This is a genomic window from Idiomarina sp. HB, assembly GCF_048059115.1.
GTDB lineage: Bacteria > Pseudomonadota > Gammaproteobacteria > Enterobacterales > Alteromonadaceae > Idiomarina > Idiomarina abyssalis.
Genome location: NZ_JAYLVU010000004.1, coordinates 1 through 12,452, shown reverse-complemented (window position 1 = coordinate 12,452; position 12,452 = coordinate 1). Strand labels below are relative to the sequence as shown.

Below are 12,452 nucleotides of genomic sequence, written 5' to 3'. Positions count from 1 at the left end.
TGTATGTACTTTAAACATAGTCGAAGAACGCATTTTTTGATCACTACTTTACACTTCAGAAGACGGGATCCAGGCGTGCATACGAAACAACCAGCCACTTACTGCCAACGTTATCGAAATTGATCTGGACTCTGGATTGCGGCCCGGTGCCTTCGTAGTTCAATACCGTACCCTCGCCAAATTTCGGGTGGCGTACACGTTGCCCAAGTGAGTACCCAGTCTGCTCAAAGGCCTCATGGCTGGCTGCGTTATTAAATCGGCTATAACTACTGGGCTTTTCAACTTTGGTTTGTATGCGCACTTCGTGCAGCGTGTCCGGCGGAATTTCGCTAATAAAGCGACTGACTTTGTGAAACAATTCCTGACCATAAATACGGCGCTGCTCAGCGTAAGTAAGCACCAACTTTTGCATGGCGCGGGTCATCCCCACGTAGCAAAGTCGCCGCTCTTCTTCCAATCTTCCTGGTTCATCCATAGACTGCTGGGACGGAAACAAGCCTTCCTCCACGCCAGTCATAAACACCAACGGAAATTCCAGACCCTTGGCACTGTGTAACGTCATTAGCTGCACCGCGTCCTGATATTCATCGGCCTGCTCTTCACCAGCCTCAAGAGCTGCGTGCGCCAGAAAAGCGTTCAAAGGGGTCATGTCCTCTTCGGCGTCATCCAGGGTAAAGTTCTCGCAAGCCGTAACCAGCTCTTTTAAGTTTTCTACCCGAGTTTCAGCTTTTTCGCCTTTTTCGGCTTCGTACATGGCCATAAGGCCGCTCTTCTTAATGACTTCGTCGCTCAGGCGACCTAACGAAAACTCTTCGGTTTCGTCGTCCAGAGCTTCCATAAAATCGAGAAAAGAACCAACCGCATTGCGCGCACGACCGGCCAGCTGCTTTTCATTCACCATGTACTTTGAAGCCTGCCATAAAGACTCGCCACGTTCGCGGGCGGCCTGACGGATCATTTCCAGAGTTCGGTTTCCGATACCCCGGGTTGGTGTGTTGATCACTCGTTCAATAGCGGCGTCATCGTCCCGATTACCCAGAATTCGCAAATAGGCGAGTGCATCTTTAATTTCCTGACGGTCGAAGAAACGTAAACCGCCATAAATACGATAGGGAATACGTGCGTGCAGCAAAGCTTCCTCTAAAATACGCGATTGTGCGTTACTTCGGTACAAAAGAGCCGCGTCTTGCAGCGAACCGCCCTGATCTCTCCATTCTTCAATGCGGGCAACAATGTACCGGGCTTCATCCATTTCATTGAAACCGGCATAAAGGCTAATGGGCTCGCCATCGTTACCATCAGTCCATAAGTCCTTACCCAGCCGCCCAGAGTTATTGGAAATAACCGAGTTTGCTGCGCGCAATATGGTGCTGGTTGAACGATAGTTTTGCTCCAGGCGAATGGTTTCTGCGCCTTCAAAGTCGGATAAAAACTGATGAATGTTTTCGACTTTTGCACCACGCCAACCGTAAATGGACTGATCATCGTCACCCACAATAGTCACGCTGTTTTGTTCGCCAGCCAGTAAACGCACCCAGGCATATTGTATGGAGTTGGTATCCTGGAACTCGTCCACCAGAATATGCCGGAAACGGTTTTGGTAATGCTCGCGGACAATCCGGTTATTGCGCAGTAATTCGTGTGCCCGTAATAACAGCTCCGCAAAGTCGACCAGACCGGCCCGATCACAGCTTTCCTGATACAAAGTATAGATTTCTTTTAGGGTTTGCTCTGTCGGGTCGTAAGTTTCAATGTGCTGCGGGCGCAAACCTTCGTCTTTTTTACCGTTGATGTACCATTGCGCCTGCTTTGCCGGCCAACGTTTGTCGTCCAGGTTTAAACTTTTAATTAAGCGTTTAATCAGCCGCTGTTGGTCATCGCTGTCGAGGATCTGAAAGTTCTGGGGCAACCCCACATCCATGTAGTGCGCGCGCAACAGGCGGTGCGCCAGACCATGGAAGGTGCCAATCCACATGCCGCGCACTGAGCTGCCAACCAGTTGCTCAACACGACCACGCATTTCCGCCGCGGCTTTATTGGTAAAGGTAACCGCCAGCACACTAAAAGGCGAATACTGCCGCTCCTGAATAAGCCAGGCGATGCGGTGCACTAACACACGGGTTTTGCCACTACCGGCTCCCGCCAGAACCAGCATATGCCCGTCTGTTGCAGACACGGCTTGCTGCTGTCGTTCATTTAAATCTGCCAGAAGCGGGTGTGTACTCATCTGCGGTCACCTAAGTCATTATTGGGAACTGTGTTGCGTTAATGCGCCAGTGTAATAGCGCATCACTGTATAAGCAACCAGTAGTTAATCAGACGCTTTAGTCCAGCAGAAGTTGCTGAAGCTGACTCAGATTATGCAAAGTAACCGTTGGTAATACCGACAAATGTTCTGAGGTTCCCAGGCCGGAGGTTAGCCAGGCCGACTGCCAGCCATGACGCTGCGCACCAAGAACATCGGAATAAGGATGATCACCCACGTGTAAAAACTCATGCGGCTGCAAATTAGGCAATTCACGTTGCGCAGCCGCAAACATATCGGGCAAAGGTTTACCCCGAATACCATCTCCTGGCTGAATCACCTGATCAAAGTATTTCGCCAAGCCTATTTTTCCGGCATCGACATTACCATTGCTAAGCGCTATCAGTTTGTAATGCTGCGATAATGCTTCAAGTAACTCAAAACTGTTGTATGGCACCTGAAAATTGCTACGCTCAGACAAAAACACATCCATTATGGTGTTTGCGGCCTTTGATACGTCACCAATACCGAACTTTTTTAACCCTAACTCCAGTGTTTTCAGTCGAAGCTTGGTCATATCGCTGGCCAGAGCTTGATCGGTTCGGCTGACTTCGTCACGAAAACGACGCCAGTGGTGCATATCCCACTCAGCGGTTTGCGGAAATTGTTCTGTAATGTAGTTATGCACCGCTTTCTCTGCGCGCTGCATAACCGGCACGTTGTCGTACAGTGTGTCGTCTAAATCAAAACTAATGACTTTGGGCAAATACCAACGGCGATGAAACTGCATAACGCATTACTCTCATTGAGTTGAATTTAGGTCGATTTTTTCCGGGCACGCGGGTGGGCGCTGTCATAAACACTGGCTAAACGCTTAAAATCTAAATGTGTATACACCTGAGTTGTGGATAAGTTAGCGTGCCCTAACATTTCCTGCACAGCACGCAGGTCACCACTGGATTCTAGCATGTGAGAAGCAAATGAATGCCGCAGTTTATGCGGATGCAAGTCACCCACTACACCTTGCTGCTTACCCCAGTAATTCAGCCGCTGCTGCACGGTACGCGGACTAATACGCTGCAGCCTTTTACTGACAAATAGCGCCAGCTCGGGCTTTTCGTTAAGCCAGGATTGACGGACTGACAACCATTTCTTTAAGGCTTTTTCTGCGCAGCGGCCAAAGGGCACAATGCGCGTTTTGCTGCCTTTACCCGTTACCCTTAATTGCATCATACGGTGATCAATGTCATCTCGATCAAGGCTGACCAGCTCAGCCAGACGAATACCACTGGCATACAGCAGCTCCATCATGGCGGCATCGCGAATCGCCAGGTCATCATCTGTGGGTAAATCCAGTAAATGGGAAATACTGTCCACATCGAGGTTTTTGGGTAAGCGTTTGGGGATCTTCGGAGCTGATACCGACATGGCGGGGTTATCATCCATAGCGTTAGATTCCACCATGAACTGGCAAAATGTCCGCCACGCCGATAGTTTTAAAGCAATACTACGCTCACCCAGGCCATTGCGGCGCCAGCCAACTAAAAGCCGTTCAATAACAGGCACACGCAGTGCTTTAGGTTCAGTTATTTTTTGCAGTTCAAGAGCAGCCAGGTCAGCGGCAATAAGACGCTGATAGTTCTTCAGCGTCAGCTCTGCTAACCCTCGCTCTCCCTGCAGTTGTTGCATCCATTTTTGCTGCCAGTCATGCAGCTTCATGGTTTTTCAGTAGCCCCGGTAACAATGCACTTAGCAGAGCCTGTAGCTGATTGATCAATAATTTGTCCATTGCCGGCTCAAAGTGGCTGGCATTGGTATTGCCAACCGCAAGCATACCCAACTCACCGTTGTCGCCCAGCAGCAGTAAAGCAACTGAGGCTATGTCTTCGTCCTGGAACAACAGCTTATGCTCCTGCTCGGTTAAACGCCCAAGATAAATAGAGCTGTCATTAAAGCGCTTGCTCAACAGCTTTTTGTGAGTGTCGGAAGCAAAGCTGTATTGCTCATCCAGCTCCACAGGGCTGTCAAAGAACTTGAGTGACAAAGCCGGCATTTCCAGTTCATTTTCAAAGGTGTTTTCTAACTCTTCCAGTACCTGAGTCAGACTTTGGCAACGCAGAAGGCGAACATACAAGTTACTGTAAGCAGAAAAAATAGCCTCGTTACGACGTGCGTTAATCATCAACTCGGTAATTTCTTCTTCCAGTTGATTCACGCGCAAACGCAGCTTCTGTTGCTGACGCTCTATTAACGACACTGCTCCTTTTTCACTGTGCTGAAACTGCAGTTGAGCAAGCAGATCATCGTTTCGCGTAAAAAAGTCAGGGTTCTCTTGTAAGTATTCTCTGATAAGGCTGTCGTCCAGCCGTTCATTTGCCATTATGTTCGATTCGCTACTCATAACACCATTTGTCCATCGTAAATCAATTCTGCGGGGCCGGTCATTTTAACCGGATGCCCTTGTTGCCAGCGAATGAGCAAATCTCCACCCGGCAAGCTGACTTTTACTCGTTCGTTCAGTAAACCTTGTTGAATGCCCGCGACAGCTGCAGCGCAGGCACCACTTCCGCAGGCCATGGTTTCACCGACTCCACGCTCAAATACGCGCAGTTTAATTTCATCAGCGGATATTTTCTGCATGAAACCCACGTTCACACTTTCCGGAAAGCGCTCATGCGCAGCTAAGTCAGCGCCAAGAGTCTGCACTGGTGCCGTATCGACGTTATCCACTGCAATAACACAATGCGGATTGCCTAACCCCAAAACGCCGCACAAAACGGTTTCATCCTTTACTCGTAAAACGTAAGTCTGTTCCGCCTTTTGCGCTTTAAAAGGCACCGCCGCCGGTTCGAATAAGGGTTCGCCCATATCCACCGTTACTTGTCCGTCCTTTTCTAAATGCAAAACCATTTTGCCCGCTTTGGTGCTGACCTTAAGATGGTTTTTATTGCTTAAGCCTTTGGCTTTGACAAACTTTGCGAAACAACGGGCACCGTTACCACATTGCGCAACTTCGCTGCCGTCTGCGTTAAAAATACGATAATGGAAATCCAGGTCGGGGTCATAGGGTGGTTCAACCAGCAGCATTTGGTCAAAGCCAATGCCTGTATGCCGGTCTGCCCAACGACGAATTTGGTCCGGATTCACATATAAATTCTGGGTGACATTATCCACCACCATAAAGTCGTTGCCGAGCCCGTGCATTTTTGAAAAATGTAATAACATTTTATTGGCCTTCCTGGTGTAACAAGTGCTCGCCCCGGACAAGATCATTAAAGCTCTCTCGCTCGCGGATAAGTGTAGCATTTTCACCAGAGACCAAAACCTCGGACGGACGGCCTCGGCTGTTATAATTTGATGCCATGGTGAAGCCATAAGCACCAGCATGCTTGACGATAAGTACATCGCCCTGCTGCACATGCAAATGCCGCGCGTGTCCGAAAAAGTCTCCGGTTTCACACACCGGTCCCACCACATCGTTTAGTTGGTCGCCGCCGCGTTTGTTCTCGTGTGCCGGCAGAATGTCGTGCCAGGCCTGATACAAAGACGGACGTAATAAGTCATTCATGCCGGCGTCTACCAGTACAAAGTTCTTATCGTCTGAGGGTTTAATGTATTCCACCGTCGTCAGCAGAACTCCGGCATCTGCGGTAATCGCGCGACCGGGTTCCAGTACCATTGTAATTTGCGGGTAATTCTCGGCTAACTTAACCAGTTCTTTTAAATAAAAGGCTTTATCCAACGGCTCTTCCGGCTGATACGCCACACCAAAACCGCCACCTAAATCCAGGTGGGTTAAGTTGATACCGTCCTTTTCCAACTCTGCCACCAGATTAAACATACGCTGAGCCGCATCAAGAAAAGGTTCGGCTGTCATTATCTGCGAGCCAATATGGCAGTCCGCACCAATTAAGTTAATATTAGGCAGGCTATGCGCTTTCAGAAAAACCGGCTTGGCCAGTGACATGCTGATGCCAAACTTGTTGGCTTTCATGCCTGTGGCAATGTACGGATGCGTTTTGGCATCAACATCGGGGTTCACTCTTAACGATACTGACGCCTGTTTGTCCATGGCAGCAGCAATGTCCTGAATGCGCTCAAGCTCTGCCTCGGATTCAACATTAAAGCAGCCAATGCCCGCTTCCAGCGCCATAATGATTTCATCTTTTGACTTAGCCACACCGGAAAAGACAATATCTTCCGCTTTGCCACCAGCCATGAGTACGCGTTGAAGCTCGCCACCAGACACAATATCGAACCCGGCACCGTGCTCAGCCAGTAGCTGTAAAATAGCTAAGTTGCTGTTCGCTTTGACCGCGTAGCAAAGTTTGTGAGGGGTTGGCCAGTACTGTTGAAACTCGCGCCAGTTTTTTAAAATCTGACCTTTAGAGTAAACATACAAAGGCGAGCTAAAACGCTCAATCAGGCTCTCAACATCACAGCCTTCGATGTGAAATTGGCCATTTTTATAGTCAATTAATTCGCTCATTCTTTATCTTCCGCCGGCGGCTCTGCAGGTGTATTTTGCTCAGGCATAGGCTCAGGCGTTAATGGTCCTTTCTGACCACAACCAACTAAAGTCATTAAAATGGCTGATAGCACCAGCGTCTTGATTACAATTCGACTAAACATCGCTAAACTATAGGTATTCCGTTTGGGTTTCTCTGGTGCCTATCATCGCACCAGATACCCAAAAAGTCATTAATCGTCGTAAAGGAAAACGAATGACCCAACGCGTTAGAATTGCAACACGCAAAAGCAAGCTGGCTTTATGGCAGGCTGAACACATTCAACAGCGCCTTGAAGAGCTGCACCCGGGCCTGTCGGTAGAGCTGGTTCCTATGTCTACCAAAGGCGATGTCATTCTGGATACCCCGCTGGCAAAGATTGGCGGCAAAGGTTTATTCGTAAAGGAACTGGAAGTAGCCATGCTGGAAGGGCGTGCGGATATTGCCGTACACAGCATGAAAGACTTACCGGTTGAGTTCCCGCCGGGGCTGGAGCTTCACACCATTTGTGAACGCGAAGATCCGCGTGATGCTTTTGTATCCAACAACTACAAAAACCTTAATGAACTGCCGGAAGGCGCCGTGGTCGGAACCTGTAGTTTGCGTCGTCGTTGCCAGGTTAAAGAGCAGTTTCCGCATTTAGTCATAAAAGATTTACGCGGCAATGTTCAGACCCGTTTACGCAAACTGGATGACGGTGAATTTGATGCCATTATCCTGGCCGCTTCAGGCTTAATTCGATTAGAGCTTGGCGACCGTATTACCTCCTTTATTCCGGTGGAGCAGTCATTACCGGCTAACGGACAAGGTGCACTGGGCATTGAATGTCGCAGCGATGACGACGAAATGAAGGCCTTACTGGCGCCACTGCAATGTCAGCAAACCCGTACACGAGTATTAGCAGAACGTGCAATGAACCGCGGTCTGGATGGTGGTTGTCAGGTGCCTATTGGTGCTTATGCTGAACTGGAAGGCGACAACGTCTACTTACGCGGCCTGGTTGGCGAGCCTGACGGTGGTAAAGTACTTCGAGATGAAGTGCGCGGCCCGGCGTCTAAGGCGGAAGAACTAGGTTCAGAGCTTGCTGAGCGGTTACTTAAACAAGGTGCAGCCGAAATTTTAAGTGCAGTCTATGACAGTGAATCCAGTCAGTCATAAAGCGGTTTTACTGCTGCGTCCGGGTAATATGCCGGACGCCTTCACTCGCCAGTTGCGCGAGACCGGCCGAGAGTGCTTTGTTCACAGTTTTATTGAAATAGAGCCCCTGGCTGTGGATAAAAAGCAGTTAACCGATCTTAAGCAACGGCATTGGGATGGTATTGTTGCTGTCAGCAAAAACGCGGCACATTACGCTGCAAAAGCCGGCTTTATCGATGTTCCCTCTAAATATTATGCCGTTGGCCCCGGTACGGCTTCATTTGCTGCAAAGCACTTAAACACGCCGGTAAGTTGCCCTACTTTTATACATCAGTCCGAGGGGTTACTGGACTTGGCTGATCTGCAAAAGCTGGAACAGCAAAGCTGGTTAATTATTCGGGGTGAGGGCGGACGTGAGTTACTGGCCGATGCGCTACGGGCACGAGGCGCATCCGTTGACTACTGGGAAGTTTACCGCAGGAAACAACTCACATTGAATGATCCCGAACTTATTGAACAGTGGATAAAATCAGTAGGTACTATAGTAGTTACAAGTGCTGAGCAACTGGGATACTTTCTGTCATCAATGCCAAGCTCGGCAAAGACATGGCTGGATAATTGTCAGTGGATAGTGCCAAGTCACCGCTTGAAAGGTTTGATTCCTTTTGGACAATCAGACAGTATCAAAGTAACAGGCAGTGCAGCGGACGCCATATTAATGAATGCGCTAATAGCGGATGGAAAAACTCATGACTGAAGAGAATAGAGTAGAGAACGACGAGTTACAGAATAATGACCAGAACAACGATCAACCCGAAGAAGAGACGCTGACGGCAGAGAAAAGTAGTGGGCGCTTCTTTAAGCGATTAATGTGGCTCGTTATTTTAGTGGCTATAGCGGCTGCAGCCTACTGGGGTTACACTCGCTTCCCCGCTATATTTAACGCGGACGCTGAGCAGGTTGTAGAGCAACCAAGACAGGACCCGATTGACGCTCGTTTTAACCAATTGGAACGCTCAGTCGCCAATTTAGAGCAACAACTGCAAAGCACCGTTCAGGCACGGGAACTCGATAAATTCAGTAATACCGATCAGCAGTTACAACGCGAATTCACCAATCTACGCCAAAGCCTGGAAGATTTACGCGATGATGTCCGTAAAACGCCGGCAGAAAAAGCAGCTTACTGGCGCTTAGTGGAAATTAAACAAACGCTATCAGCCGCAGCACGAATGATGTGGAGCCAGGAAGACTACAAAGCGGCGCTTAGACTTTTAAAGCTTGCGGACCAGCAGTTAGTGGGTATCGACAACCGGGACGTCATTCGTACCCGCGAAAAATTAGCAGGAGATATTGAGCGGGTTAATGCCATAGTAGAAGCCGACAACACTGATCTGGCTTTACAGCTAGTGGGGCTTCAGCAACGGGTGGCTGACTTACCGGATAAAGTAAATAACAATCAGCAGCGTCTCAGCTCTGACACTCAGGCCGTCAGCGACGACGTTAACGACTGGCAAACTAACCTGAGTGCTAACTGGCAGTCGTTCCTTGATAACTTTATCCGCATTCAGCCGGTAGAAAGTGACCCGGAGCCTTTATTAAATGTCACTCAACGTACGGCTATTAACGAGCGAATTCAGTTAACCTTTACTCTGGCTCAGCAAGCCGCAGTTAAGAACAACGAACAATTATGGCAGCGTTATCTAGAGCAGTTATCAGAACTGATTTTAGAAGTAAAAGGCGATAAAGCGGCCACGCAAGATGTCGTATCCCGCATTCAGGCGCTAAGTCGCGAGGACTTTGAAGAGCAAAGCCTCGATCAGCTTGAGTCACTGGACTTCATTGCTCAGACAATTGAGCAGGGAGATGCGTCATGAAGTGGATCATTGCGCTGGTTGTTATCATTATATTAGGTGCCATTATTGGCCCCATGACCTCTGGTAACGCGGGTTACGTTCTGGTTCAGTTTGCTGGCGTTGCCATTGAGACAACCGTTGTCGGTCTATTTGTGGTAACTGTTGTGGCTGTTGCTGTGCTGGCCGTTGTTTGGTCGTTACTGCGTCGGCTTCTGAGTAAAACTCGCCAGGGTCGAAAATGGCTGGCCAATCGCAGCGAGCGCAAAGCCCAGACAATGTATCAGCAGGGCATTCGTGAGTTACTCAATGATGAACCCAATAAAGCCGCCGAGAGCTTTGCCAAAGCCTATAAAAAGGCGCCGGATAATAACCTTGCGGCATTAACTGCCGCTGCCGCCTGTCTTGATAAAGACGCTGGTAAAGCAACCTACTGGCAGGAAGAAGCCGGCAGTTTTTATGAAAACTCCGACACACTCTTACAATTGGTCGTTATTGAGCAACAGGTTAAAGTGAACCCGGCAGAAGCTGACCGCAAAATCCAAAGCCTGTTAAAAACAAAACCTCATACGGCTAACGTATTGAAATTGGCTTACCGCGTATTTAGCGCATCGGGAAACTGGCAGCAACTGAAGGAGCTTTTGCCGGAGCTTCGCCAGGTAACTGACCTTGCTCCAGCTGAGTTCGAACGCCTTGAGTATCAGGTGTATTTCGAACGCTTTGTTGCTGAAGGGCGTAAAAGTAACGAAATGCTCTACAACGAGTGGCGCAGCTTACCAAGTAAGCAACGTGCTGATGCAACCGTTCGTTTAAGTTATGCCGCCGCGTTGAAGCATTTGGGCGATCACGAAATATCCGCAAGAGTGATTCTTAAAGGCCTTAAACGAGGTGACTTAGAGCCGGCTGCGGTAAACTCTCTGCATCTATTTAATGCGAAATCGGAAAAACTGCTGGAATTTGTACAGGCTCAGTTAAAGCAAAACCCTGAGAGCAGAGACTATTTGTATGCTCTGGCGCAAATTGCGATGGACAATCAGGACTTCTCGTTAGCGCAGCGAGCGTTGAAGAAACTAGCGGAGATTGAGCCTAGCAGTCATGTTTATCGTATTTTAGGCGATGCTTACCATGCGCTGGGCGATAGCCAATTAGCAGCTAACGCCTACAAAGAGGCGTTAGCTCACTAACTAAGGTTGGTGCTGTGATTATTGACGTACACCTTCAATAGACAGCATCAACTGTACTTCTTTGGCGTCAGGGCCTAAGTTGTAGTCAATTCCATAGTCCGCCAGGGTTAAATCAACTTCGCCCGCAAAACCGCGGCGGAATCCGCCCCATGGATCTTCGCCTGCGCCGATATGCTCAACATCGATAGCGATTTCTTTGGTAACACCGTTAAGCGTGAATTCGCCATGCAGAGTACCTTCCTCTTTATCATCTTCATCCGGTACGTATTTGGTGCTTTTAAATGTCGCCGTCGGATGATCAGATACGCTTAAGAAGTCGTCTCCACGTAAATGCTTGTCACGCTCACCATGGTTTGTATCAACGCTGGAAGTATCGATGGTTACGTTCACTGACGCATTTTCAGGGGCATCTTCGTCGTAACTAAAAGACCCTTCAAAATCATTAAAACGACCATATAACCAACTATAACCTAAGTGACTGATTTTAAATTGAATAAAGGCGTGTTGCCCCTCAATATCAATTTTATAATCTTCTGCCATAGCTGCCGAAGTAAATAATGCACTACCCGCCACAGCGGCTGCAATTAATGTCTTTTTCATAATTATTTCCTCTTAGTTTTTCCAAACATTCGAATTAGTGTGCTGTCTTTATTGATAAAGTGATGTTTCATTGCCGCTAAACCATGACCGCCGGCTAAAATCACTAACGCCAACGCGGAATACCAATGCACTTCACCGGCAATGTCTTCTTGTTTTGGTAAATCGGTAATCACCGCAGGCACCGAAAACCAATCAAAGACGCTGATAGAGCTGCCGTCTGCGGTGGATATTAAAAAGCCGCTGATCATGACCGTAAATAACAGTACATAAAGCAACAAATGGCCTGCCTTAGCACCAACACGTTCCAACCTGCTGCCTAAAGGTTTAGGCTTAGTATTCAATAAAGTCCAGATGACTCGCAGAACAGTTAAAGCAAGTAATACGATACCGAAGGACTTATGCCACCAAGGCCCCAATCGATACCACTCGTCATAATAGGTTAGAGTGAGCATCCACCAGCCAAGGGCGAAAAGCCCGATAACCATCAGAGCCGTTAACCAATGAATAACGATGGTAATGGCACCGTAGCCTGTCTGTGTATTTCTAAACATTGCTTTCATCTCTTTCGTTCGTACAAATAGTATCTTAGTCCAATTATATGAAATGAATATCAGTAAATATCGCCGTTTATTTTCTAAAAAATAGAAACAAAGGTTAGTTTATTAATCAGGAAGGGATGAATAAATGGTAGGTTGGTATGATTTAGGCTTCAAGCTGGTCGGGGGGGAATCGACTCACCTGACGTGAACGTCAGGCTACTGAATTTTGTTTCGGACATAAAAAAAGCCCCCAGCGTAAGCTGAGGGCTATTTTATTAATAGTCTGGCGGTGACCTACTCTCGCATGGGGAGACCCCACACTACCATCGGCGCTGGTGTGTTTCACTTCTGAGTTCGGAAAGGATTCAGGTGGTGCCACACCGCTATGG

General features: G+C 48.3%; 13 protein-coding genes and 1 rRNA gene. 4 read left to right on the top strand and 10 right to left on the bottom strand.

Features of this window, described 5'->3' with window-relative positions; genetic code table 11:
- Nucleotides 1–55: 55 nt before the first annotated feature.
- The 7 genes from uvrD to lptM form a co-directional block, all read right to left on the bottom strand.
- Nucleotides 56–2,227 carry a DNA helicase II gene (uvrD, locus tag VBY75_RS11155; protein ID WP_054490484.1) on the bottom strand — a complete coding sequence of 724 codons (2,172 nt, stop codon included), beginning with the start codon at nt 2,225–2,227 and terminating at the stop codon, nt 56–58.
- 97 nt (nt 2,228–2,324) lie between these two features.
- Nucleotides 2,325–3,035, bottom strand: coding sequence for an HAD-IA family hydrolase (locus VBY75_RS11150; protein WP_199494856.1), 711 nt, complete (start codon nt 3,033–3,035; stop codon nt 2,325–2,327).
- A 26-nt stretch (nt 3,036–3,061) separates the two neighbouring features.
- Nucleotides 3,062–3,964: a tyrosine recombinase XerC gene (locus VBY75_RS11145; RefSeq protein ID WP_199494857.1), complete on the bottom strand. Its 903-nt coding sequence runs from the start codon at nt 3,962–3,964 to the stop codon at nt 3,062–3,064.
- Nucleotides 3,951–4,646 carry a DUF484 family protein gene (locus VBY75_RS11140; protein WP_278357924.1) on the bottom strand — a complete coding sequence of 232 codons (696 nt, stop codon included), beginning with the start codon at nt 4,644–4,646 and terminating at the stop codon, nt 3,951–3,953. Before VBY75_RS11140 ends, VBY75_RS11145 begins: the two co-directional genes overlap by 14 nt.
- Nucleotides 4,643–5,470 (bottom strand): diaminopimelate epimerase, encoded by an 828-nt coding sequence (gene dapF / locus VBY75_RS11135; protein WP_054490491.1) that lies wholly within the window; start codon nt 5,468–5,470, stop codon nt 4,643–4,645. Before dapF ends, VBY75_RS11140 begins: the two co-directional genes overlap by 4 nt.
- Nucleotide 5,471: 1 nt before the next feature.
- Nucleotides 5,472–6,734 (bottom strand): diaminopimelate decarboxylase, encoded by a 1,263-nt coding sequence (gene lysA / locus VBY75_RS11130; RefSeq protein ID WP_416512523.1) that lies wholly within the window; start codon nt 6,732–6,734, stop codon nt 5,472–5,474.
- On the bottom strand, nt 6,731–6,877 hold the full coding sequence (gene lptM / locus VBY75_RS11125) for an LPS translocon maturation chaperone LptM (RefSeq protein WP_126783178.1): 147 nt from the start codon (nt 6,875–6,877) through the stop codon (nt 6,731–6,733). The genes lysA and lptM overlap by 4 nt, the downstream gene beginning before the upstream one ends.
- 92 nt (nt 6,878–6,969) lie before the next feature.
- Here lptM and hemC point away from each other — a divergent pair, with 92 nt between their 5' ends.
- From hemC to VBY75_RS11105, 4 genes are read left to right on the top strand one after another with little or no spacing between them, the layout of a single operon-like run.
- A complete protein-coding gene (gene hemC / locus VBY75_RS11120; protein ID WP_271332191.1) occupies nt 6,970–7,911 on the top strand; it encodes a hydroxymethylbilane synthase in 942 nt (313 codons plus the stop codon).
- Nucleotides 7,886–8,647: a uroporphyrinogen-III synthase gene (locus VBY75_RS11115; RefSeq protein WP_416512520.1), complete on the top strand. Its 762-nt coding sequence runs from the start codon at nt 7,886–7,888 to the stop codon at nt 8,645–8,647. Before hemC ends, VBY75_RS11115 begins: the two co-directional genes overlap by 26 nt.
- On the top strand, nt 8,640–9,764 hold the full coding sequence (locus tag VBY75_RS11110) for a uroporphyrinogen-III C-methyltransferase (RefSeq protein ID WP_416512517.1): 1,125 nt from the start codon (nt 8,640–8,642) through the stop codon (nt 9,762–9,764). Before VBY75_RS11115 ends, VBY75_RS11110 begins: the two co-directional genes overlap by 8 nt.
- Nucleotides 9,761–10,924 carry a heme biosynthesis HemY N-terminal domain-containing protein gene (locus VBY75_RS11105; protein ID WP_416512515.1) on the top strand — a complete coding sequence of 388 codons (1,164 nt, stop codon included), beginning with the start codon at nt 9,761–9,763 and terminating at the stop codon, nt 10,922–10,924. The genes VBY75_RS11110 and VBY75_RS11105 overlap by 4 nt, the downstream gene beginning before the upstream one ends.
- 18 nt (nt 10,925–10,942) lie before the next feature.
- On the opposite strand, the gene VBY75_RS11100 is transcribed toward VBY75_RS11105, so the two are convergent.
- The 3 genes from VBY75_RS11100 to rrf form a co-directional block, all read right to left on the bottom strand.
- The gene (locus tag VBY75_RS11100) at nt 10,943–11,524 is read right to left on the bottom strand and encodes a YceI family protein (protein ID WP_416512513.1); all 582 of its coding nucleotides are present in this window, start codon (nt 11,522–11,524) and stop codon (nt 10,943–10,945) included.
- 2 nt (nt 11,525–11,526) lie between these two features.
- Nucleotides 11,527–12,075, bottom strand: coding sequence for a cytochrome b (locus tag VBY75_RS11095; RefSeq protein WP_222236036.1), 549 nt, complete (start codon nt 12,073–12,075; stop codon nt 11,527–11,529).
- Nucleotides 12,076–12,344: 269 nt separating this feature from the next.
- Nucleotides 12,345–12,452, bottom strand: a 5S ribosomal RNA gene (gene rrf, locus VBY75_RS11090); the annotation flags it as partial.